Source organism: Nostoc sp. UIC 10630 (assembly GCF_010747425.1).
Taxonomy (GTDB): Bacteria; Cyanobacteriota; Cyanobacteriia; order Cyanobacteriales; family Nostocaceae; genus Nostoc.
Genome location: NZ_JAAGOG010000006.1, coordinates 42,829 through 64,529, shown reverse-complemented (window position 1 = coordinate 64,529; position 21,701 = coordinate 42,829). Strand labels below are relative to the sequence as shown.

General features: G+C 42.3%; 21 protein-coding genes and 1 tRNA gene. 14 read left to right on the top strand and 8 right to left on the bottom strand.

Translation table 11 applies throughout. From position 1 onward, the window contains the following. Positions 1 to 125: 125 nt before the first annotated feature. Positions 126 to 1,247 carry a geranylgeranyl reductase family protein gene (locus tag G1O98_RS03415; protein ID WP_163927255.1) on the top strand — a complete coding sequence of 374 codons (1,122 nt, stop codon included), beginning with the start codon at positions 126 to 128 and terminating at the stop codon, positions 1,245 to 1,247. 301 nt (positions 1,248 to 1,548) lie between these two features. On the opposite strand, the gene G1O98_RS03410 is transcribed toward G1O98_RS03415, so the two are convergent. Together G1O98_RS03410 and G1O98_RS03405 are read right to left on the bottom strand one after the other, a co-directional pair. Next, positions 1,549 to 2,355, bottom strand: coding sequence for a CPBP family intramembrane glutamic endopeptidase (locus G1O98_RS03410; RefSeq protein ID WP_175586505.1), 807 nt, complete (start codon positions 2,353 to 2,355; stop codon positions 1,549 to 1,551). A gap of 238 nt (positions 2,356 to 2,593) precedes the next feature. Then, positions 2,594 to 3,031, bottom strand: a complete 438-nt coding sequence (locus G1O98_RS03405; RefSeq protein WP_012412178.1) for an AbrB family transcriptional regulator — start codon at positions 3,029 to 3,031, stop codon at positions 2,594 to 2,596. A 1,455-nt stretch (positions 3,032 to 4,486) separates the two neighbouring features. Between G1O98_RS03405 and G1O98_RS03400 the strand changes: the two genes are divergently transcribed. Next, positions 4,487 to 5,500 carry a succinate dehydrogenase/fumarate reductase iron-sulfur subunit gene (locus G1O98_RS03400; RefSeq protein WP_175586504.1) on the top strand — a complete coding sequence of 338 codons (1,014 nt, stop codon included), beginning with the start codon at positions 4,487 to 4,489 and terminating at the stop codon, positions 5,498 to 5,500. A gap of 130 nt (positions 5,501 to 5,630) precedes the next feature. Here the strand turns inward: G1O98_RS03400 and G1O98_RS03395 are convergent, their stop codons facing one another. From G1O98_RS03395 to G1O98_RS03380, 4 genes are all read right to left on the bottom strand, one after another. After that, the gene (locus G1O98_RS03395; RefSeq protein WP_163927252.1) at positions 5,631 to 6,155 is read right to left on the bottom strand and encodes a PD40 domain-containing protein; all 525 of its coding nucleotides are present in this window, start codon (positions 6,153 to 6,155) and stop codon (positions 5,631 to 5,633) included. Positions 6,156 to 6,212: 57 nt separating this feature from the next. Then, positions 6,213 to 6,773, bottom strand: coding sequence for a PD40 domain-containing protein (locus G1O98_RS03390; protein ID WP_163927250.1), 561 nt, complete (start codon positions 6,771 to 6,773; stop codon positions 6,213 to 6,215). A 47-nt stretch (positions 6,774 to 6,820) separates the two neighbouring features. After that, positions 6,821 to 7,735, bottom strand: coding sequence for a Ycf66 family protein (locus tag G1O98_RS03385; protein WP_163927248.1), 915 nt, complete (start codon positions 7,733 to 7,735; stop codon positions 6,821 to 6,823). A gap of 248 nt (positions 7,736 to 7,983) precedes the next feature. Continuing rightward, positions 7,984 to 8,103 (bottom strand): photosystem II reaction center X protein, encoded by a 120-nt coding sequence (locus G1O98_RS03380; RefSeq protein WP_012412183.1) that lies wholly within the window; start codon positions 8,101 to 8,103, stop codon positions 7,984 to 7,986. Between the two features lie 261 nt (positions 8,104 to 8,364). Here G1O98_RS03380 and G1O98_RS03375 point away from each other — a divergent pair, with 261 nt between their 5' ends. Next, positions 8,365 to 8,658: a YggT family protein gene (locus G1O98_RS03375; RefSeq protein WP_012412184.1), complete on the top strand. Its 294-nt coding sequence runs from the start codon at positions 8,365 to 8,367 to the stop codon at positions 8,656 to 8,658. A gap of 104 nt (positions 8,659 to 8,762) precedes the next feature. Here G1O98_RS03375 and accC read toward each other — a convergent pair whose 3' ends face one another. Further along, on the bottom strand, positions 8,763 to 10,106 hold the full coding sequence (accC, locus tag G1O98_RS03370; RefSeq protein ID WP_114083791.1) for an acetyl-CoA carboxylase biotin carboxylase subunit: 1,344 nt from the start codon (positions 10,104 to 10,106) through the stop codon (positions 8,763 to 8,765). Positions 10,107 to 10,503: 397 nt separating this feature from the next. Here accC and G1O98_RS03365 point away from each other — a divergent pair. The 9 genes from G1O98_RS03365 (at position 10,504) to tilS (ending at position 17,695) form a co-directional block, all read left to right on the top strand. Further along, a tRNA-Leu gene (locus G1O98_RS03365) sits at positions 10,504 to 10,586 on the top strand. 127 nt (positions 10,587 to 10,713) lie between these two features. Next, positions 10,714 to 11,337: a chorismate lyase gene (locus G1O98_RS03360; RefSeq protein ID WP_012412186.1), complete on the top strand. Its 624-nt coding sequence runs from the start codon at positions 10,714 to 10,716 to the stop codon at positions 11,335 to 11,337. Between the two features lie 6 nt (positions 11,338 to 11,343). Beyond that, positions 11,344 to 11,475, top strand: coding sequence for a hypothetical protein (locus tag G1O98_RS40585; protein WP_265578550.1), 132 nt, complete (start codon positions 11,344 to 11,346; stop codon positions 11,473 to 11,475). 91 nt (positions 11,476 to 11,566) lie between these two features. Continuing rightward, positions 11,567 to 12,130, top strand: coding sequence for a Uma2 family endonuclease (locus tag G1O98_RS03355; RefSeq protein WP_163927246.1), 564 nt, complete (start codon positions 11,567 to 11,569; stop codon positions 12,128 to 12,130). A 426-nt stretch (positions 12,131 to 12,556) separates the two neighbouring features. Next, entirely contained in the window at positions 12,557 to 14,326 is a 1,770-nt protein-coding gene (locus G1O98_RS03350) for a DUF3352 domain-containing protein (protein WP_163927244.1), read from the top strand. A 149-nt stretch (positions 14,327 to 14,475) separates the two neighbouring features. Then, a complete protein-coding gene (gene ccsB / locus G1O98_RS03345) occupies positions 14,476 to 15,537 on the top strand; it encodes a c-type cytochrome biogenesis protein CcsB (RefSeq protein WP_163927242.1) in 1,062 nt (353 codons plus the stop codon). Between the two features lie 136 nt (positions 15,538 to 15,673). After that, positions 15,674 to 15,982: a KGK domain-containing protein gene (locus G1O98_RS03340; protein ID WP_012412190.1), complete on the top strand. Its 309-nt coding sequence runs from the start codon at positions 15,674 to 15,676 to the stop codon at positions 15,980 to 15,982. A gap of 288 nt (positions 15,983 to 16,270) precedes the next feature. Next, positions 16,271 to 16,624, top strand: coding sequence for a KGK domain-containing protein (locus G1O98_RS03335; RefSeq protein ID WP_163927240.1), 354 nt, complete (start codon positions 16,271 to 16,273; stop codon positions 16,622 to 16,624). 75 nt (positions 16,625 to 16,699) lie between these two features. Beyond that, positions 16,700 to 17,695 carry a tRNA lysidine(34) synthetase TilS gene (gene tilS, locus G1O98_RS03330; protein ID WP_163927321.1) on the top strand — a complete coding sequence of 332 codons (996 nt, stop codon included), beginning with the start codon at positions 16,700 to 16,702 and terminating at the stop codon, positions 17,693 to 17,695. 60 nt (positions 17,696 to 17,755) lie between these two features. Here tilS and hmpF read toward each other — a convergent pair whose 3' ends face one another. Further along, positions 17,756 to 19,516 (bottom strand): pilus motility taxis protein HmpF, encoded by a 1,761-nt coding sequence (gene hmpF / locus G1O98_RS03325; protein ID WP_163927238.1) that lies wholly within the window; start codon positions 19,514 to 19,516, stop codon positions 17,756 to 17,758. Between the two features lie 409 nt (positions 19,517 to 19,925). Here hmpF and G1O98_RS03320 point away from each other — a divergent pair, with 409 nt between their 5' ends. Then, positions 19,926 to 21,122 carry a response regulator gene (locus G1O98_RS03320; protein WP_163927236.1) on the top strand — a complete coding sequence of 399 codons (1,197 nt, stop codon included), beginning with the start codon at positions 19,926 to 19,928 and terminating at the stop codon, positions 21,120 to 21,122. A gap of 213 nt (positions 21,123 to 21,335) precedes the next feature. Continuing rightward, complete coding sequence (locus tag G1O98_RS03315) at positions 21,336 to 21,701, top strand: response regulator (protein ID WP_069073698.1); 366 nt, start codon at positions 21,336 to 21,338, stop codon at positions 21,699 to 21,701.

The following is a 21,701-nucleotide window of genomic DNA, read 5'->3' as shown; positions in this document are numbered from 1 at the left end:
TTTTTTAGGTATCTCACAAAAATTAAACAAGTAAGTAGACATAAATAATTAAAGTAGGGGCAATTAATGAATTGTGCCCCGACTCAAGAGAAAATCAACTAATTCAGGAGCCAAAATTCAGCCTTATGTATGACTGCATCATCGTCGGCGCTGGGCCAGCTGGTGGAACAGCTGCATATCATTTAGCCAAGCAGGGTCGCTCAGTATTAGTATTAGAAAAAGAATCCTTACCAAGATATAAGCCTTGTGGTGGTGGTGTATCTCCAGCGATCGCTCAATGGTTTGACTTTGATTTTAGCCCAGCAATTTCTGTAAAAGCTGACTCCTTTCGCTTTACCTGGAAATTAGGCGACCCAGTGGAAGCAAAAATCGCCACAGAAGAACCAGTCTGGATGGTGCGACGAGATATTTTTGACCATTTCCTAGTGCAGCAAGCACAGAAGCAAGGGGCTGAACTGCGAGATAATACTGAAGTAACGGGTATTGAATTTAAAGGTGAGTATTGGCAAGTTAACACAGCCAATGGGCCAATTACAGGTCGCTACTTAATCGCGGCTGATGGTGCTAAAGGGCTAATGGCAAAATGGCTAGGCTTCAAAGAACGTAAACGCCGTTTAGCAGCAGCTTTAGAAGCAGAGGTTTCCACCACTGTGAAAGACAAATCCACAATTCATATTGAGTTGGGGTTGGTGAAAAATGGCTACATTTGGAACTTCCCGAAAGCGGATGGTTATTCCATTGGTATCGGTACGTTTGGCGGTGGCGAACCCCAGGATTTTAAGAAGATTTTAGATGAATACGCGCGATCGTTTAATCTAGATATCAAAACCAGCAAGAAGTATGGTTATCCCCTTTGCTTGTGGGATGGAAAGCAAAAGTTGCATACCCAAAATGCTGTTTTGGCTGGCGAAGCTGCTTGTGTAGTTTATCCTATGACAGCAGAAGGCATTCGTCCTTCAATTTTTAGTGGCTTGATTGCAGCAGGAGCCATTAATGAGGCCCTTTCTGGTGACATCAACGCTTTAGAAAAATATAGTGAAGCTATTAATGAAGAATGGGGTACTGAGATGGCTTGGGCACAAAAATTAGCTGGAGCATTCTATCGGTTTCCTAGTATTGGCTACAAAGTTGGTGTTAAGCATCCCTCTGCTGCCAAAATCATGGGTCAGATTATGTGTGGAGAACTGCGCTATAGCGATGTTACCGATCGTGCCCTCAAGCGTTTAATTCCTGGCTTTGGAGGTTAGTCAATAGTTGTAGGTGGGTTCCTTAATGCTCTCAGCTTTTGACGAAACATGAATTCAACGAACCTATTTGCTGTCTTGAACTTTTAGTTATAGTCTATCCCTCTCCAAGTCGGAGCTACGGTGTACACACAAGTCAGATCCAGTTTTAGTTTTATCCCAAGCGTATTGGGATAAGCCAGAAAGCCCTCATGTAGAGACGCGATAAATCGCCTTCCTGAGAGAGAATGTACTCGTCAATTATTCCTTGACAGACTACATTGTGCATGAATTAACCAAGCCCCAGAAGACATTTAACACCAAATTAAAAATACTTAGAGAAAAGCCAAATATTTATTCCAGTTCCCAGTACACAAATAATTCCCGCCAAACCCGCTAGGGGTTTTTTATTCTTACCTGTTAACCAGTCAGAGGCTTTACCTGTGTAAGTAATTAATTCTGCTGTATCTAGGGTTGCGATCGCCCATACCCATCCTGCGTGTAGTCCCCAAGCTAAACCCAAATTGTTGTGATCGGCAAAACGTGCCAACACCAATACCATTCCCATCAGCCACAATCCTGGGAGTTGTGGTGCAGTTTCACGTTGCTCCCAAACTAGATGTAGCAAGGCAAAAATCAAGCTAGAAATTGCTGCTGCTACCCAAACTGGATAATCCTGTGCTAATTCAGTGAACAGAAAACCCCGAAAAACTAACTCTTCTATCCCACCGACTAACAATGCTATCAAGAAAATCGGTAGCAAGATGGGTAATAGTAACTTGAAATTCGTTTTTTCAAAAGAACACCAACCTAATCCGAATTGCCCACTAAATACCATCGTTAAGCTTACCACTCCCAAAGCGAAACCTAATGCTAAAGAACCAAAATTTGAAAGATTCCCAACAAAGCCGTAATCCGAAAAAGATTTATTGGTAAGCCAACTAACTCCCCACAGAATCAGGGGAGCTAATAGGTAAAGTGACAGCAATAACGGCATCTTTTGCTGTGGCTGCAAAGGTTTAGGGGGTTGCCAATTGAGCAATATTGCTGATACTGCTGCGACTGGCAACCAAAAAACTATCCAGCAGGCAAAAAATGCCATCACTATAACTAGTGCTGGTGCATTTTGCATAAATGCTAGTAAGGCGTTGACCGAAGTCTCAAAAAAAGTTATCAAAAAAAACACGATAGACTTCTTGCACTATAGATTTCTTGCTGATTTATCAAGAATCTACTAAATTTGGCAAATTATGCAAGGGGTCTAATCGTATTTTTTATCTGGAACAAAATTTTTTCAATAGAGTTACCAGTTTGCTGTTGAGGTAAGGACAAGTTATCATACCTGATACTTATCCCTACCATCAGCAAATTTACTCTTCGTCTTCCAAATCTTCGTCCGATTCGTCGGAGTCTATATCTGGTGAGGTCAGTTTTTTATCACTTTCACCAAGTTGAATCAAGTGAATATGCTTGTATCCCAACCTAATTTCAAACTCATCTCCAGACTTTAAGCCCATTGCTTTGGTATATGTGGCACCAATCACAATCTGACCATTTTGATGGACACTAACCCGGTATGTCGGTTCACGACCACGACCATCTTTAGGTGCTTCTGGACTTAGAGGAATTCCTCTAGCCGATAGCAAAGCGTCATAAAAATCTGTGAGATTGACACGAACCTGGTTATTCTTAGTAACAGTGTAATAGCCGCACTGTTTGGCTCTTTCTCGGCGTGGCAAAGTGGAAAGTTCTTTTACTTTCGCAAGTAGTGCTTTTCCAGTTAATGGCGCGGTTGCAGTTTCAGTCATTATGCTCAAATTTTCCTTACTCTCTCCAAGCTGATAAACGATGTAGTCTCATGCCAGCATTTGGCTTTTTAGCATGTGCATAGAGCTACTTAGGACTCTAGTGTTAGGGGTGAATCACTGCCGATAGGAGACAAAAGCACTTCATATTATGGTTGTCTACAACCAATTAGAGGTCATAGTTGCCATAGAAATTAATTTTGCTGATTTCACGGCACTTTTAACCATTATTCGCCATCAGAAATGAAATTATTTTCTCTTTTGGCGCTACTGTAGCGGTGTAACTTTCAGCCACCTTTACAAATGGGGTTGGCTCTACTCCAAATAAGTCGTAGACCCAATAAATCGCAGGTTTTTCACTTTCAGTGCTTGCCCTTCTCGCTAATGAGCTAATGAGTAGGTAGAGTTTTCTCTACTCATCCTCTCAAGCTTAGGACAGCATAGTATTTCAATAGAGTCCTACGGGCTTATGCCCTTTGTCCTGCCAGTAGAGACGCGAATTTTCTTGTCTCTACATTACGAATCAACAAAGCAGTAGTAGCCGCGCTGATACGGCTATTGATTCTGGTTTTGTGAGTTCGTAATTTTATATTAAATACTAGCATGGACTAATAATAGCAAAATAGTTGTTTAATTTTGAATTAAAGTTGCTGGTAAATTTTTATTTAAATTTCTGGACTTAAAGGTTGGAAAAAGCCGTGACGATTTTCCTAACCCTTTATTGCATTATAAAAATTTATCTAATTTAGATGAGCAGTTTTGACCAATTAGTTAAATCCAAGATTTTCTTGATTGAGAGGCTGCAAAAATCTCAAAGTCTCGCCTATCCGGGATTCTTCGATGCGCGAGACTTTTATTTGAAAGTAGTAAGGATTTTTCCTCGGTTTATTACTGTAAGCTCAAAAGCGGTCAGAGGATTTTCTACGTCTGTCTATGGGAAGAATAAATCTCTTAACATACGCTTAGCACTTAATTGCCACTACTATATATTGAAGATGTGCTTTTACACTTCTATATAATCAAAAAATTCTGTCAAGCGTTAGCGAAGGCGGAATTTTCCAGCTAGGATTGCTTGACTCAAGTTGATATGAAGACCTGTTGCTAACGGTAACTGCATTTACCTTGGATACGATCGCTAGACCAAAGATAAACCTGAGTCCCTTTCTAAGTAAAGCCCTTTCCTTTACATTCTCAAACGACTAAATTCAATGTCAAGCGACCATTACATTTTTGGCGTTTTATCTCAGAATTTGACACAAATCTTGCCTACAGTGCTGCTAAAAGTAAAATTTTAATGGTTATCCTTAAACTAGAATCAGTTTCCCTTTAATCGTCAGCCTATTAACACCAGGCTTTGAATTGAAGGCAAAAAAAGTATAGCTCACTTTTCGTAACTATCAGCCTTGACTCATGATTGTTAAGGCTGGTGAAGCAATTTTAGAATTTTGGTTAGTAGTCATGGAAGTTATTTTTAAGGTCATTCGACAGCAACAAAATTCCTCCCCTATTGTGCAAACCTATCTTGTAGAGGCAGAACCAGGTAATACAATCCTGGATTGCCTTAATCATATTAAGTGGGAGCAAGATGGAACGTTGGCATTTCGCAAAAATTGCCGTAATACCATTTGTGGTAGCTGTGCTATGCGAATTAATGGGCGTTCGGCTTTAGCTTGTAAGGAAAATGTTGGCAGTGAACTTGCTAGATTACAACAAATACCATCATCCCAAAGTAAAGTAAATGTCATTCCTGAAATCACGATCGCACCTCTCGGCAATATGCCCGTGATTAAAGATTTGGTTGTAGATATGAGCAGTTTCTGGAATAATTTAGAGGCAGTTGCTCCTTATGTGAGTACAGCAGCACGACAAGTACCAGAAAGAGAGTTTTTGCAAACACCACAAGAGCGATCGCGTCTCGATCAAACTGGTAACTGTATTATGTGCGGTGCTTGTTACTCCGAATGCAACGCCCGTGAAGTGAATCCAGATTTTGTTGGCCCCCATGCCCTTGCCAAGGCTTACCGCATGGTAGCGGATTCTCGCGATAGTGATACCGAAAATCGTTTAGAAATGTACAACGAAGGTACTAAAGGCGTATGGGGTTGTACCCGTTGTTTATACTGCGATTCAGTTTGTCCAATGGAAGTTGCACCATTAGAACAAATCACCAAAGTTAAACAAGAAATTCTTACGCACAAAGAAGCTAGCGATAGTCGCTCAATTCGTCACCGGAAAGTTTTGATAGATTTAGTTAAAGAAGGTGGTTGGATTGATGAACGTCAATTTGGTTTACAAGTAGTCGGTAACTACTTTAAAGATTTAAAAGGATTACTCAGTCTTGCACCCCTCGGTTTGCGGATGCTCCTGCGAGGTAAGTTTCCCTTGTCCTTTGAACCTTCAGAGGGGACAGAACAAGTGCGATCGCTCATTGAATCTGTGCAGAAAGAAGAGGGACTGGGGACTAGGGATTAGGGATTAAGGATTGGGTATTAGGGATTGGGTATTAGGGATTGGGTATTAAGGATTGGGTATTAGGGATTGTGATTAAAAGAATTCTTCCCCAGTCACCAGTCACCAGTCCCCATTCCCCATTCCCCATTTTTCAACGCGGTTCTTGAGGTATATTCAACGGTCGCCCATAACGGTCATATACTAAAACATCCCACTGCCCGTTGTTACTAGACTCAAAAGCAATCCTGCTACCATCAGCGCTAATTGTAGGGTTGCGGACTTCAGCTTGTAGGTTACTAGTTAAATTTCGTGATTGGCGTGTTTCCCGCTCGTAGAGAAAAATAGCCGATCGCCCCTGGCGGCTAGCCGCAAACACAATATAACGACCATCTTGTGAAACGCTAGGATGATTTGCGATCGCATCAAAGGAATTTAAACCTGACAAATCAACCAAATCACGAGTCACCGTATCAAACATATAAACGTCTTGGCTACCGCGTCGGTCAGTAATAAAAACAATGTATCTCCCAGAAATTTGGGGGTTTAATTCTGACGCTAAACTATTGAGACTCCGACCCCCCGGATCAAAGGGATAACTCAAAAGGCGAGGGTAGCCAAAACATCCAGTCAATAAACTTAAGCAGAAAAATACAGGTATAAAAAAAACACGTTTCATATATTGGGCATTGGGCGGGCATTAATTATTCTCCCTCATCTCCCTGCTCTCTGCCTTCTATGGAGGTGAACCTACGGTTGCACCGTTGGGAATATCTAACTCAATATTTGGCCCTCGGTCTAGGACTTCAATATCCCACTGACCACGACTGGCGCTTTCAAAGACAACATAACGTCCATCTGGGCTGATATTTGGTTTTCTGATCCAGCCGCGATAGGTTGGTGTAACGATTTGCGACTGTTGCGTAGCGCGATCATAAAGCGCCACTACTGGTCTACCTTGGTCACTAGTAAGATAAGCAATATAACGCCCGGTGTAGCTCAAGCTAGGACTTTCAGCAATTGTCTCTGCTCGGTTAATACCCGGTGTGCCAATAAACTGTTGCCTCTCCAAATCGAAAACCAATAGCTGTTGATTACCATTCCGATTAGATACAAAAGCTAAAAAGCGCCCATTTCCACTCAAAGCAGGTTGCTCCTCGGTGTAGCGACTGTTGAGGGAAGTAGGCCCTATGGGAATATTGTTAGAACCACAAGATGCAAGCAAACTTGTTAAACCAAAAACCAGGCTCCAATGAATTGGTCTTTGGAGCCAAAATGTAGGCGTAAATTTTTCCACCTCAACTGTTTTCCGTTGCCTTTAAACCTATTTCCACGCCAACTGTTTTAAACATCGTCATCAAAATCAGTCGAATTATCTGGCCCCTGATTTGGCTTTTCAATCGGGTTGTACGGTACATAATCAGTTGGGATCGCCTCATCATCTTCACGTGGTCTTCGAGAAGCTGAGTCAGTGGGTGGACGACGCCTTCTTGGTCTAGGAGCAACATCATCTTCCCGGCTTTCTGGACGTTGAGAACCGTTATTATTACGGCGAGAAGGTTTTCTGACTTCTCCACCCGAACTTTCCCAATCATCAACTTGCCTAGATGAACCCCAATTTTCATCTTCAGAGGTTTCAGAAGGGCGATTCACAGGACGGCCAGAAGTCCGCCGCCGTGTTCTGTCAGTTGGAGGCTGTCTTTCACTACTGCTGCTGCTGTTGCGGCGTTCTGAACGACGGGGGGGTTGCTCCTCGTAGTAGTTATCACGAGTGGAAATCTCATCCCTGCTACCCCGAATCCGCGCACGCACGGGGCGTTCTTCCTCGTCTTCATAAGGTAATGGATCTAAGTCTTCAATTTCAGCTTGATAGTTTCTGCGATTTTTGTACTCATAGTTTCTGCTTACCTCTCGCTCATCGTCCACAATGGGAGTGTTGCGCTTTGCTTGCTGGGTAGCTATACTCCGCAGGCGAATACTTTCAACTGCAAAAAACACAGTTGTGCCAACTAAAAGCAGTTGACCAAATTGCAGAATCGGGTCTAGCCGCCATCCTTGAAACACGAGAATAAAGCCGCAGAGCAAACCAACTGCCGCAAAAAAGATATCTTGATCCCGTGACAATTCTGGACGCACAGTGCGGAGAAAATACAGTGCTGCCCCAGCCACAGCCAGGAAAATTCCTAGAATACTGGCTGAATTTGCCCCAAAATTTACCTGAGCCAGAAAACTGGCTGAGTTCAGCCCAAAATTTATCATTGCTGTTTTCCCAATATCAAATCTATGTTAGCGAGTCACAATTAAAATCACTACTGTAATTAGGCACGATAAATATTGAAGCTTCAAAGCCTCTGGCAAAGAAGCTCTGAAGCTGTTCACCGAAAAATTAAAAAACCCTATGTCTGTTAGCTACAAATGCTTCTAGCGGCAAATACTGCTGCTTGTAGCGCAATTATAAATAGCTGACAGACAATCGGTTGTGAGAGTTAAATTAACTCTCATAAGCATTATGAACGCTGAATTTTATCTTTTTGGCTAATGAAAATTAGACCAACTGTAACGGGAATCACAACAATTGCAGTACCCCATAGCAGGCTCCAAAGAAAATTTGCTAAAGAAGGCGTCATACTTCTAAACCTTTTTTTACACACTTCATCCTAATTTTAATAGTGTATTACTTTCTTGAGAAGCCTCTAACTCGGAACTGCTAAACTTGGAAACTGCTGTAAGCGAGTTTACTTTTTTATTCCAGAAGAAAATCACAGCATTTGGTTAAAATGATGATGAGAGTGCTTTACAAAGCTTAAAGTTTTTGTGGCGTTCGCGAAGCGCGGCTTGCCGTTCGCCTAAGTTTTACTTTCTTTACAGATAGATAGTACCTTAAACCGATGACTGGTGTTGACCTGACTGCTTGGATTCTTGGCCCTGTGTTAGGGGTGATGACATTTTTATTTATATTTCGGATCATTCTCACTTGGTATCCGCAAGTGAATCTGAATCGTTTGCCCTTTAACTTAATAGCTTGGCCTACCGAGCCATTTTTAGTACCATTGCGAAAACTGGTACAACCTATAGGCGGAGTGGACATTACACCTATTATTTGGGTTGGTATCTTCAGCCTGCTAAGAGAAATATTACTAGGTCAGCAAGGATTGCTGACTATGATATCTCGTGCGAATTAGGGAATTGGGGATTGGGAATGGGGCATTTGGAATCGGAGAGAAGTAAAAATTACCTCTTTCCCCTCTGCTCCCCTCTCCCTGCCCTATTGCCAATCCCCAGTCCCTTACCCGTTCATCTCCTGGACAAAATTTGTATAGACATTACCCTGCAAAAATTGTGGAGTTTCCATGATTTTTTGATGAAACCCAATAGTGGTAGGCAGTCCAGTAATTGCACATTCCCGGAGTGCGCGTTTCATGCGGTTAATAGCAGTGGGTCGGTCTGGGGCCCAAACAATTAACTTGCCGATTAAGGAATCGTAGTAAGGCGGGATTTGGTAATCGGTGTAAACGTGAGAATCAATCCTAACACCAGGGCCTCCAGGGGGGAGATAGCCACTAATCCGTCCAGGAGAAGGGCGAAAGTCATGATCTGGGTCTTCAGCGTTGATTCGGCACTCAATTGAATGGCCCCGCAAAACTACTTGCTCTTGAGAAAGCTTGAGTCTTTCTCCTTGGGCAATCCGAATTTGTTCGGCAACCAAGTCTATTCCAGTAACCATCTCTGTTACAGGATGTTCTACTTGAATCCGGGTGTTCATTTCCATAAAGTAGAATTTACCGGATCTATCCAAGAGAAACTCAATAGTACCTGCCCCACTGTAATTAATGAATTGGGCAGCTTTGACAGCAGCTTGTCCCATTTTCTCACGCAGGTCTTGGTCGAGAGCCGGACTTGGTGCTTCTTCTAGTAACTTTTGGTTCCGGCGCTGAATTGAGCAATCCCGTTCGCCCAAGTGAATAACATTACCGTAGTTATCCGCCAAAATTTGAAATTCAATGTGGCGGGGACGTTCAATAAATTTTTCGATGTAAACGCCAGAATTCCCAAAAGCTGCTCCTGCTTCCCCTTGCGCTGCCAAGAAAAGTTTGACAAATTCATCTTCAGAACGGACTAGGCGCATACCTCGCCCACCGCCACCTGCTGTGGCTTTAATCATCACTGGATAGCCGATTTCCTTGGCAAATTTTAATCCTTCTTCCTCGGATTCTACTAACCCCTCACTACCTGGTACTGTCGGGACTCCAGCTTTTTGCATGGTTTCTTTGGCAGTGGATTTATCGCCCATCAGCTTGATAGCTTCTGGAGTTGGGCCGATAAAAGCAATATGATGGTCGGCACAGATTTCCGCAAACCGGGCATTTTCTGCCAAAAAGCCATAACCTGGGTGAATAGCAGTCGCATTGCGCGTCAATGCGGCAGCAATAATATTGGGAATATTCAAATAACTTTTACTGCTAGCAGGTTCGCCAATGCAAACTGCTTCATCAGCAAGTTGGACGTGGAGAGCATTCCGGTCAACGGTGGAGTGAACCGCGACTGTCGCAATTCCCATTTCTTCACAGGCGCGGAGAATGCGAAGGGCGATTTCTCCCCGATTGGCAATTAATATTTTGTCAAACTTCATTTTTTAGTTTCGATATCATTACCAGTAGATTCACATTTTCTCTGATCCAACTTGAAACGACGCTTCCGCATTATTTCAAATTATCACAGGAGATTCGCCACCCTGACTCTAAGCAAACTCGCATATTGCAGGCTTGCTGCCTCTACGGGTTTTACTACACTAACAACATTGCTGCTGTAAGTCTTGGCTAGCTTACCAAACTGGGTTTTTGCGATACGCCATCGCACCGTTTCTCCCACAGTCGCTCTACCCTTTTTAATATCACTTGTGCAGATGCCAAATTTCTGTCAGTCTGATACCGACCTTGAAGAAATTTATATTTTTGAGAAATATAACTTTAGATATCACCTTACTATAATTATTTTCTTATGCTATAGTCTATCTTTAGACAACCCGTGCGGATGTGGCGGAATTGGTATACGCGCACGCTTGAGGTGCGTGTGGGCTATGCCCTTGCGAGTTCGAGTCTCACCATCCGCATATTTTGTTGATTAGTCAAGGGTCAATAGTCAATGGTCAATAGACCTGAGACTGTTGACCCTTAAATCTTGGTATAGCTCTGGTTTTTTATGCTTTTATAGAGATACGTGAAGTTTTGTAAAAAGCATTGAGTATTACTTTTACGCCGACAAACAACTTAACACAGCCAGCAGCTTGGCATCGCCTCACTCCGATTTGGCAAGGAGGGGAGGAAGTAATTCAAAAAAGTTTACCTCACACTCAGCTAGCACCTGCTTGGCAGCTCATGCTTTTGGGTGACGGCTCTCCAACACGTCACCTAGAATTGCTTACAGGCGAGCCTGTAGAAGTAGATGTCATTGATATGTCATTGATTGGCATGGATTTGGATGCTGCACCTGATTTAATCCAAGCTGTTCCAGGGCCGCGACTACGGCGACAAGTGTGGCTGCGGACTGCTTCTGGTCAACGATTAGCTTATGCTACCTCGTGGTGGGAAGCCAGTCATGTAGATGAATATTTGCAAAATCGTTCATTACCAATTTGGGCAAGTTTAGCTCGTCTCCGCACAGAGTTATATCGGGATGTTCGAGGGATTTACTATGGTGACTCATCGGCGCTAGAGTCTGGTTTTGACGTAACTGGGCCTTTTTGGGGTCGCCACTACTTGTTTTGGCATCATGGACAGCCACTAACCTTAATTTATGAAGTTTTTTCGCCTTATTTAACTAAATATTTGGGAGCGATGCAATTGAATTCCCAAAATCGGTAAAAAGCCATGATGTGGTGCGATGGCGTAGGCGATGTCTACGACGGGCTGCGCCTACGCTATCGAGCAAAACCAAGTAGCCGAAATTGTACAGTTAAACATCAAATAACATTGAATTATTGTTGCAGCGATCGCCTCTGATAGTAGTGCTGTTAAATTAGTGAGTTTTCGGTAATGATTTGCCGTTGTTAGTCCTACTGATGTTCACAAGAAAGGCATGAGGAAAGGTTTAATGAATACTGTTGTGCTAAATCTAGAACCAATTGCTCATTTAAGCGATGAGCAATTTTATCAATTGTGTGTTGCCAATCGTGATTTAAGCCTGGAAATGAATGCAGCTGGAGAATTAATAATTATGCCACCAGTCGGAGGAGAAAGCGGGAATCAAGAAGCTGGACTGATCGCTGATTTAGAAATTTGGAATCGTCAAGCTAAATTAGGGAAAGTTTTTAGTTCTTCAACTATATTTATACTTCCAAATGGTGCAAAACGTTCTCCTGATGCTGCTTGGGTAAAATTGGAGCGGTGGGAAGCTTTAACACCAGAACAACGAAAAAAATTCCCGCCACTTGTACCTGACTTCGTGATTGAACTGCGTTCGGAGACAGACCGGCTGTCACAGATTCAAGAGAAAATGCAGGAATATATCAAAAATGGTCTGCGTTTGGGTTGGCTGATTAATCCTCAAGATCGTCAAGTTGAAATTTACCGACTTTTGAAAGCTGTAGAAGTTGTGCAAATGCCGGCGATTGTTTCTGGAGAGGATATATTACCTGGATTTGAGTTGCAATTATAGTTGTCCCAAAAAATATTGTAGTCATTATGTGGTGCGATGGCGTACCCGCCCATCGTAGGCGATGTCTACGACGGGCTGCGCCTACGCTACCGAGCAAAGCCAAATAGCTTAAATTCGCTTGCAGCTTTGTCCAGTTAGTTATATTCTTTAATTGCTTGGAATCACAGATTTACTTGCGGAAATCTTCCGAATGAGGCATTAATCTTAGCGAAACGTCCTACGAAATTCAACAAAGCGTGTTAAAAATGGTAACTGAATCAAAAACACAGCTTTTGAAAGACTAGGGAAGATTGATTACGGAAGTATCATCAACATTTAGGGTGGAAAATTTAATCTAATTAGCTGTCCTAAAGAATGGTTAAACCAGTTGGTGTACTTAACTAATCAAGCAAGTAATAAGTTTGCAAGTATAAGGTATAGGTTTCGATGGCACCGCCTCTTGTGTCTGTTCCAATGAAGAAAAATAAGAAACCCTCTCTGGTGCTGACGCTCTCGGCTGCTGGGCTATTAATTGGTGCAGGGAGTGTCGCATACTGGTTGTTAAGCCAGAGACAAATATCTTCCAGTGATTTGCTCGTAGGTGCAAATATTATTCCTGGTGATGCACTGTTTGCGGTTTCTCTGACCACAGATCCCCAGCAGTGGAAGAAATTGCGGGAGTTTGGGACAAAAGAAACCCAAGCAGAACTGGACAGAAATTTAGTAGAATTGCGCGATCGCTTTCTCACTAATAATGGTTACGACTTCCAGAAAGATATCGCCCCTTGGGTAGGCAATGACATTACAATCGCAATTCTTGCCCCAGCAACAGCAAGCAAAGCTGTACCCAAACCAGTTACCACTAATGAAGATGCTGCTAGCGATCAGCAGTCGATGGTAATGGTATTACCAGTAAAAAACCCAGAAATCGCCAAAAATATTTGGGCACAACCCAAAACCCTTAAACAAGGCAAATGGATTGACCGTATTTATCAAGGGATCGCCATCAAACAAAGTGAAGGGCAAACAGGGGAAAACTTATCAGCAGCATTAATAGATGGGCGTTTTTTAGTCATAACTGATAGTCCCAAAGCCACAGAACGAGCGATCGATGCCTACAAAAATCAAACATCCCTAGCGACAACAGGGGGCTTTGCTGAGAATTTTCCGAAAATTACCAATTATCAACGCTTTGGCCAGTTTTACATCAATGTGCCAACAGCAGCTAAAATAGCCGCAGCTTCTCCAAACCGGCCTTTACCCGCTCAAGTTTTAGCTCAACTGCAAAATAACCAAGGTTTAGCAGGGACAATGACTTTAGAGGCAGAAGGAATCCGCTTCAAGGGCGTTTCTTGGCTAAATCCTAATAGTCAACGTGTGCTGGCGGTGGAAAATAAAGCTGGGAAAATGCAAAGTCGCGTACCAGCAGAAACCTTAATGATGCTTTCGGGAGGAAACTTACAGAGGTTGTGGGGAGATTACGTTTTAACATCTCAAGGAAATCCCCTCTCACCGATCGCACCAGAACAACTCAAAGGTGGGATAAAATCTCTTACCACTCTAGATTTAGATAAGGATTTGCTCAGTTGGATGAAAGGCGAGTTTTCCTTATCAGTGATTCCTAATACTCCCAAAGAAGGTTCACCAAATGATTTTCGTGCGGGTTTGGTGTTCATGGTACAGGCCAGCAATGCCTACGGCGGGCGAAGCCTCCGCAATTCAGCCGAAGCATCCATAAAACAATTGGATGATGTGATGAGAAATCAATACCAATTCCAAGTGCAACCTGCAAAAGTTGCAGGGCAACCTGTTGTCAACTGGGTTTCACCTTATGGTACTTTAACTGCCACCCACGGTTGGTTAGATGGAGATGTCGCCTTTTTAGTAGTGGGCGCTCCCATCACTGATAAAATTGTTCCCAAGCCCAACAACACACTAGCTAGCACGATCCCATTCCAACAAACAGTTCCTACAGAACCAAATCCAACAAATGGTCAATTTTTTCTGGATGTAGAACGAACTGTGAACAATTTCCCTTTGCCAACTCTAATTCCCAATCAACAAACTTTGCTAGCTGCAACACGCTCAATTGGGATGACATCTGCTGTCAGCGACAGTCGTAGTAACCTCTACGACATTTTTATAGCACTCAAAAAAGTTAGTAATACGACTCCCTTGCCTAGTCCAGAAAGCAATAAGAACAACTCTACTAGATAGGAGATTGAAAAATAGGGAGTGGAGAGACAAGGAGAATAACCGATGCCCAATGCCCTATTTCCAATTTCTCCTGTTTCATAACCCTGTAAGCATATAGGATCAGAACAGTCAGAATCCATATTTTAAATTATCCACGGAGAGAACACTTTATGAATCTGGTTGTACTCCAGAACTGGCTGGACAATGCCTCCTTTGCCATATTATTCCTAACAATGCTGGTGTATTGGGGAGGAGCGGCTTTTCCGAATCTGCCTTATCTAGCCGCTTTGGGGACAGCTGGGATGGCGATCGCTAATTTGTGTATGGCGACTCTACTAGGGGCAAGATGGATAGAAGCTGGTTACTTTCCCCTAAGTAATCTCTATGAATCCCTGTTTTTCTTAACTTGGGGTATTACCACTGTCCATCTAATTGCTGAAAGTAGTAGCCGTAGCCGCTTAGTAGGAGTTGTGACATCTCCGGTGGCAATGTTGATTGCTGCTTTTGCGACGATGACATTACCATCCCAGATGCAAGCGTCAGAACCCCTAGTACCTGCCTTAAAGTCAAATTGGTTGATGATGCATGTCAGCGTCATGATGTTGAGTTATTCTGCTTTGATGGTGGGTGCGTTATTAGCGATCGCTTTTCTGATTGTCACTCGCGGTCAAAACATCCAGCTACAAGGCAGTTCTGTCGGTACTGGTGGTTATCGCAGCAATGGCTACCGCTTGCACAAAGCAGCTGAACTAATTTCTCAACCACCAGCCCCTTCTGCTGAAAATAACGGCTTTGCTCGTTTTGAAAGTAGTAGCAACGGCAACGGTAACGCTAACACCGCCGTTTTGAATTTAGTAACTACTTCTGAACCTCAAACAGTAGCATCAGCCGAACCTCTTTCACCTCAGCGCCTTAGCCTTGCCGAAACCCTCGACAACATCAGCTATCGAATTATCGGGCTCGGATTTCCCTTATTGACAATTGGCATTATTGCCGGTGGCGTTTGGGCTAACGAAGCTTGGGGTTCTTACTGGAGTTGGGACCCTAAAGAAACTTGGGCATTAATCACCTGGTTGGTGTTCGCCGCCTATCTTCACGCCCGAATCACTCGCGGTTGGCAAGGTCGTCGTCCCGCAATTTTAGCCGCCACTGGCTTTGTTGTTGTTTGGATTTGCTATCTCGGTGTGAATCTTTTGGGTAAAGGTTTGCATTCTTACGGCTGGTTTTTTTAATAACCTCACCCCTAACCCTCTCCAGCAATGGAGAGGGAGAAAGGAGCAGATTTAAATTTACTATTATCTCTTGGGAATTATTTCGGATGAACTGTTATATCACTGGAAAATATAGATTTAGTGATAGGACATTTTTATGGAAGATGGATTTGAGAGACTTAATCACGATGAAGTTGTGTCTATAGAACCAGACACCTTTAATAAATTAGATATTGCTAAAACTTTTAAAGTCCGTGATTTGATTACCGCAATTAAGGAATATATTGGAGCGGAAGAAACAGACGAAGTAAATTTGTATACCCAAGGATTAAATTGTGAAGTTTTGCAATTTAGTACTCAAGGATGGAAAAAAGGAAAAGTTAGACTTGCTTTAGAATTTTGTCCTGATGAATCAGAATCACCACTTGATGAAATTTTTCAAAAGCTCAAACAAGTAGAAAAATAAAATTATTTGTAATTGATAATTTAATTATCAATTACAAACAGTTATAAGTCCTTTTTTAGCAGATGAACAATATGGTTCAGACTCCAGTGAAAAAACTAACTATTGCTTGAAAACCAATACTAAGTCCAAAAATTTACGCGCAATGACCGAATTATCTCTACTACTTTCCCCGAACTAGAACTAGCTCTTAAAGAAGTTGTAGCTGCCAGCCAAATTCCAAAACTATGAGGATTTATAATTAATTTGTCTCTCCTGGGAAATATAGATTTAGTTACAGGAGCAAGATTTATGAATGATGAATGGGAAACTCTAAATCCTGAAAAAGATGTTGTGCATTTTCACCAAGAAGCGTTTGAAAATTTACCCCGCACTCAAATAGTCTTTCAGCTTTTAAAGGAAGTAAAAAAATTTTGGGCAAAACACTGTACTTCATCAGGTTCAAGAGTATTTGACGAAGGATTTGAATGTTATGTTTTAATACCTGGTAAACAATGGCGGACAGGTAAAATTAGAGTCCGCCTAGAATTTTGCCCTGATGAAACTGAACTTGAAGAAAAACAAGAAAATAATCGCTCAGATATCAATCCAGAAAGTTCTCCGCTCGACGACCTTCGCCAGCAACTTAAGGGAGGTGAAAATTAATACCCAAATCGTAATTGTCGATGCACGTAATATAAGAGACAATTATCTATGTCCGTCGGCGCTAAAAAATCCAAAATGGTATGGACTTCTCTACACGCAAAAATACATCGCACCATCCGATCGCGCCAATTATTTGAGCGCAACCAGCGACTATTAATCGCTGTCTCCGGCGGACAAGATTCTTTGTGTTTAATAAAATTACTTTTAGATTTACAATCCAAATGGGGATGGGCTTTAGGTATTGCTCACTGCGATCATCGTTGGCGTTCTGACTCCCAATCTAATGCTCATCATGTTGAAAACCTAGCTGAAACTTGGGGTACATCCTTTTATTTAGAAACAGCGAACGAACCTATAAATAGTGAGGCTACTGCACGTGATTGGCGCTATCAAGCTTTAAGTGCGATCGCTCAGGCGAACAATTATCAGTATATAGTTACAGGACACACCGCCAGCGATCGCGCCGAAACTCTCCTCTACAACTTAATTCGGGGTACTGGTGCTGATGGTTTACAAGCCCTGACTTGGCAACGCCCTCTGACTACAGGCATTATGCTAGTGCGCCCACTTTTAGAAATCACTCGAATACAAACAGAGCAATTTTGTCAAGAGTTTAAATTGCCAATTTGGGAAGATTCCACCAATCAAGATTTGCAATATGCCCGCAACCGCATTCGCCAAGAATTATTACCATATTTACGAGAGAATTTCAATCCCCAAGTAGAATCAGCCTTAGCTCAAACAGCAGAACTTCTCCAAGCAGAAGTAGAATATCTCGAAAAAGCTGCCCAGCAGTTGCGGGAAAAGGCTTTGGATATGGGGGATGACGAAGATTCCCTTATTCCTCTTCTTCCCTTACGGTTAAATCGTCGGGTCTTGCAGAAAGCACCATTGGCACTGCAACGTCGCGTGATGCGTCAGGTGTTGCAGCAAATACTTACTGATGCAGTGAGTTTTGAACACATTGAGAAATTAACGGCTTTAATTACAGCGCCAAACCGTTCGCAAACCGATCCATTTCCTGGTGGTGCGATCGCTCAAGTAGAAGGTGACTGGATTTATTTAAAATAGTTAGGAGTTAAAAGTTATGAGTTAAAAATCTTTAATTCATCACTCCTAACTCCTAACTTATTAAGACGCTAATAATTCTGGCTGAGGCATTAAACCTTGGAGAGTGTGGCGCAACTGGGCGATGGCTTGGACTTGATGATCGCCAGTTTCCTGGAATTTATCCAAAGATTCTGCAATTCCTTGCAGCTTTTGCCGTAAGCCATCAAGAGAATCCTGAATTGGTTGTAGTGCTTCCTGATAAAGATTTACTCGACCACAACATTCAGCAGTTGTTCTTCGCAGGGAAAGCAAATTTTCTTCGAGCGCTTTCAGTTCTTGGCGCTTTTCATCCAAATCGTGGGTTTGATTGTCAATCATTCCCTGATTTAGCTCAACACCAGAACGGATTTGATCAATTTCACGTTCTAGCTTTTGGATTTCCTGCGAATATTGTTGTCGCTGGGTTTCTATTTGTAATAGAACTGGTTCTAAATTAACTTTATTACCCTCATCTTCCTCAACAACAGTATGTCCTTGTCGCCGTAGCAATACAGCTTGGTGTTGCTTGAGAAACTTCTGATGCTGTAACATATTGCGGCGTTGTCCCACCAAACTGGAGTTTAGCATCTGATAAAGGTCTTTTTCATCTGTTAATTCCAGTTCTAAATTGATGTGATCTTGGTCAGATGCTTGGCTTAATTTATTTTGCAGTTCTTCTATAGCTTCTTGTTTATATTCCAGTTCTTGTTCTTGATCGTGAACAAAGGTAGCATCTATTTCTAGCTTATGCTGCAAGTCTTGGACTATCTTTTGTAGTTCTTCTAAAGGCATTTTATCCAAAGCTTCCACATTAGCTTGCTGGCCGAGAACTACATCACTAGAGGTTGCAGCTAAAGAGTGAATTTGTTGATATAACTCTTCAGCATTTCGTAACTGCTCTTTGATTATCCGGGCATACTCTTGCTTGCTAGTCAGGTCAGCTGTATTTATTTGCAACTGGGCTGTTTGCTGAACTAGAGTATTTTGTGCTTCTTGCAATGCATTTTGGCGATCGCTAAATGTTTGTGACAACCGCTCCACTTCTTCTTGCTGCTGTGTGATCGCAGTTTTTTGTTCTTCTAGTTTTTGCCAGTGCGGGGTAAGAGTTGCTTGCTGCTTTTCTACCAATTCAAAAGCTTTATGCAGGTGTTCTCTGACTGTTTCTGTGGGAGCTACGCGATTAGATAAGCGATCAAGTAACTCACTCATTACTCGACTTTGCTCTTCATCCAAAACCGTCCCTTGTTTAAAATCTGCTTGACGTTCCTCTAGACGGCGCTGCTCACCCCGCAAATGTTCCCAAGCGCCTTCCAATTCTAGGCGGTTGCGTTCAACTTCTGTTTTTAACTGTTCAATTTCCTGGCGGGATGTGTCAACTTCTTGTTTTTGCTGCTCTAGTTGTTGCAACTCCTCTTCCATGTTTTGCAACTGTTCTGAGCGTACTTCCATATCCATTTCACGGCGATTCAACTCTTGCGCCTGAAACGTTAACGACTGTTTCCACTGATCGATTTCATCTTCCTTGAGCTTAAATTTCTCCAATTGGCGGGAAAAATTCTGCAAAATATTGACTAGTGGCCGCCCTGCTTCTTGAATTCGCTGCACTTGACGATTTGGATTCAGTTCAACCAGTACCAAAGCGCCATCATTTAATTTGCTTGCGTCCTCAGCAGCAATCACTTCTTCCGACACAGTACTCCAATTCTGGTCAGTTCGCTGACAAGCTAGCAGTTTCAATTCAGTTTTGCCGCTGCCACTGAGTAAACCACCTTTCTGTTTTTGTACTTCTGCTAAATACAGCACACCGTTAGTCCTTTATTGATGCACTTAAAGTTCGTGTTTTGAGATATACCTTAAATAATTCTGTTAACTTGTCTCCCTGAAACCATGTTTAGGAAAACAAGACAGACAAAACTATAGACGCAATATATTACGCCTTGATATTTATAAAAGCGATTTGGTCACGCCTTTATATTTTGTACTGATGACAGTGATGATGACTTCCGTGTTTACACTAGCTTTGTCAAAGTGTATTACGAAAGATTAAGCTTTATAGTTGAATCTATTCCCTAATGCCAACAAGGAGAAGGGTAAAAATCTTGCCAATACTCCATAATCAATACTTAAACTACCTGCTCTAAAAATGGAAAAATTGCAGGACACAATTCAAAAATAATATTTAACGGTATTACAAGGAGTACTTTTTAGGTAAATGCAGGGAAATTTAAGTGAAATTGATATTTGCAGTATCCTGCAATTAATTGCGTTGGGACAGCGAACTGGGCAACTATGGGTAGAAGCTCATAGCTCTCACCATAACAACAAGCTGAGTGGAGAGGGAGCAAACATTTATCGCCCAAAACAACAGTCTTGGTTCGTATTTTTCCTCAATGGTCAAATTATCTATTGCCGAGAAGGTGAGAGTAATTTATCCAGAATTAATGATTATTTACGTCATTATCGAGTCGAGATCCGACTCACCGACAAACAGATAGCCTCTCTACCATCAACCGACTCACCAGAGTATGCCTATCTGTGGGCACTTTTGGAGCGGAATATTATCAACCCCAAGATAGCTGGTAGTATCATTCACGGCTTGGTGCATGAAACTCTCTTTGATCTGCTGAGTTTACACCAAGGGAACTTCATTTTCCATCAGGGTGCGGCACTTGCCCCACAATTAAACACTTTCGAGATTGCTCCATTTGTTACAAAAATTATGAAGCAGGTGCAAGAGTGGAAGGAACTCTATCCGCACATTCAGTCTCCCGAACAATTGCCAGTGCTATCTGACAAAGTTCAGCTACAATCATCGCTACCAGAAGCAACTGTAGAGAAATTACAACATTGGGCTGATGGTAAAACATCCTTGCGTCAACTGGCTCGCTATCTCAACCGAGATATTTTGACAGTTGCTAAGGCAATATATCCTTATGTACAACAGAGTTGGCTACAACTAGTATATTCAGTCACAACTAAACCAGATACCCACAATGACAACTGGGAATTGAAGGGAAAACACAGAGGGCGGATAGTATGTATTGACGATGCGATCGCCATCGGTGAGACTATAAATTCGATCTTACAACCACAAGGCTATGAAGCGATCGCTCTCACCAATCCCTTAGAAGCACTGAGTCTGGTTTTTCAACTCAAACCCGATTTAATTTTGTGCGATATAGCCATGTTGGAATTGGAAGGGTACGAAGTTTGCGCCATGTTGCGACATTCCACAGCATTTCGGCTCACACCGATTATCATGCTTACTGGTAAAGATGGATTTATTGATCGAGTCAAAGCTAGTATGGTCGGGGCAACAGATTATTTAACAAAACCATTTACCGACACTGAATTACTCATGATTGTAGAGAAATATCTCAAAATAGAATTCTATGAAAATGGGGATTAGGGAATAGGGAGTAAGGGCTGGGGGAAAACATAACTTGTTGATCTACTAAAAGATCAGTTAAAAGATGTTATCACAGAGTCAGCCAACTCAGTGAAACCTCAATATCCAGGAAAATAGTGAGAACATACAATTAATTTATACAGTTAATAATTGCGGAGGAATCAGGGAATGTTCCAAATAGGAACGTCTACATCAGGAGGTAAATAGACATTTATGAGTACAGTTCTGATTGTGGAAGACAGTATCGCGCAAAGGGAGATGATTACAGACCTCCTAAAAGCAACTGGCCTAACAGTTACCCATGCCAGCGATGGATTAGAAGCATTGGAGGCAATCCAAATAGCACCTCCCGATTTAGTGGTGTTAGATATTGTCATGCCCCGAATGAACGGCTACGAAGTTTGTCGGCGGTTAAAATCCGATCCCAAAACCCAAAATGTCCCGGTGGTGATGTGTTCTTCCAAAGGCGAAGAATTTGATCGCTACTGGGGCATGAAGCAGGGTGCAGATGCCTACATAGCCAAGCCGTTTCAACCAACCGAGTTGGTAGGAACAGTCAAACAACTGCTGCGAGGATAA

Excerpts from the sequence above, each read along its gene's own strand:
- G1O98_RS03415 (WP_163927255.1), top strand. The coding sequence starts at position 126 with ATGTATGACTGCATCATCGTCGGCGCTGGGCCAGCTGGTGGAACAGCT.
- G1O98_RS03410 (WP_175586505.1), bottom strand. The coding sequence starts at position 2,355 with ATGCAAAATGCACCAGCACTAGTTATAGTGATGGCATTTTTTGCCTGC.
- G1O98_RS03405 (WP_012412178.1), bottom strand. The coding sequence starts at position 3,031 with ATGACTGAAACTGCAACCGCGCCATTAACTGGAAAAGCACTACTTGCG.
- G1O98_RS03400 (WP_175586504.1), top strand. The coding sequence starts at position 4,487 with ATGGAAGTTATTTTTAAGGTCATTCGACAGCAACAAAATTCCTCCCCT.
- G1O98_RS03395 (WP_163927252.1), bottom strand. The coding sequence starts at position 6,155 with ATGAAACGTGTTTTTTTTATACCTGTATTTTTCTGCTTAAGTTTATTG.
- G1O98_RS03385 (WP_163927248.1), bottom strand. The coding sequence starts at position 7,735 with ATGATAAATTTTGGGCTGAACTCAGCCAGTTTTCTGGCTCAGGTAAAT.
- G1O98_RS03380 (WP_012412183.1), bottom strand. The coding sequence starts at position 8,103 with ATGACGCCTTCTTTAGCAAATTTTCTTTGGAGCCTGCTATGGGGTACT.
- G1O98_RS03375 (WP_012412184.1), top strand. The coding sequence starts at position 8,365 with ATGACTGGTGTTGACCTGACTGCTTGGATTCTTGGCCCTGTGTTAGGG.
- accC (WP_114083791.1), bottom strand. The coding sequence starts at position 10,106 with ATGAAGTTTGACAAAATATTAATTGCCAATCGGGGAGAAATCGCCCTT.
- G1O98_RS40585 (WP_265578550.1), top strand. The coding sequence starts at position 11,344 with ATGATGTGGTGCGATGGCGTAGGCGATGTCTACGACGGGCTGCGCCTA.
- G1O98_RS03355 (WP_163927246.1), top strand. The coding sequence starts at position 11,567 with ATGAATACTGTTGTGCTAAATCTAGAACCAATTGCTCATTTAAGCGAT.
- G1O98_RS03350 (WP_163927244.1), top strand. The coding sequence starts at position 12,557 with ATGGCACCGCCTCTTGTGTCTGTTCCAATGAAGAAAAATAAGAAACCC.
- ccsB (WP_163927242.1), top strand. The coding sequence starts at position 14,476 with ATGAATCTGGTTGTACTCCAGAACTGGCTGGACAATGCCTCCTTTGCC.
- G1O98_RS03340 (WP_012412190.1), top strand. The coding sequence starts at position 15,674 with ATGGAAGATGGATTTGAGAGACTTAATCACGATGAAGTTGTGTCTATA.
- G1O98_RS03335 (WP_163927240.1), top strand. The coding sequence starts at position 16,271 with ATGAATGATGAATGGGAAACTCTAAATCCTGAAAAAGATGTTGTGCAT.
- tilS (WP_163927321.1), top strand. The coding sequence starts at position 16,700 with ATGGTATGGACTTCTCTACACGCAAAAATACATCGCACCATCCGATCG.
- G1O98_RS03320 (WP_163927236.1), top strand. The coding sequence starts at position 19,926 with ATGCAGGGAAATTTAAGTGAAATTGATATTTGCAGTATCCTGCAATTA.
- G1O98_RS03315 (WP_069073698.1), top strand. The coding sequence starts at position 21,336 with ATGAGTACAGTTCTGATTGTGGAAGACAGTATCGCGCAAAGGGAGATG.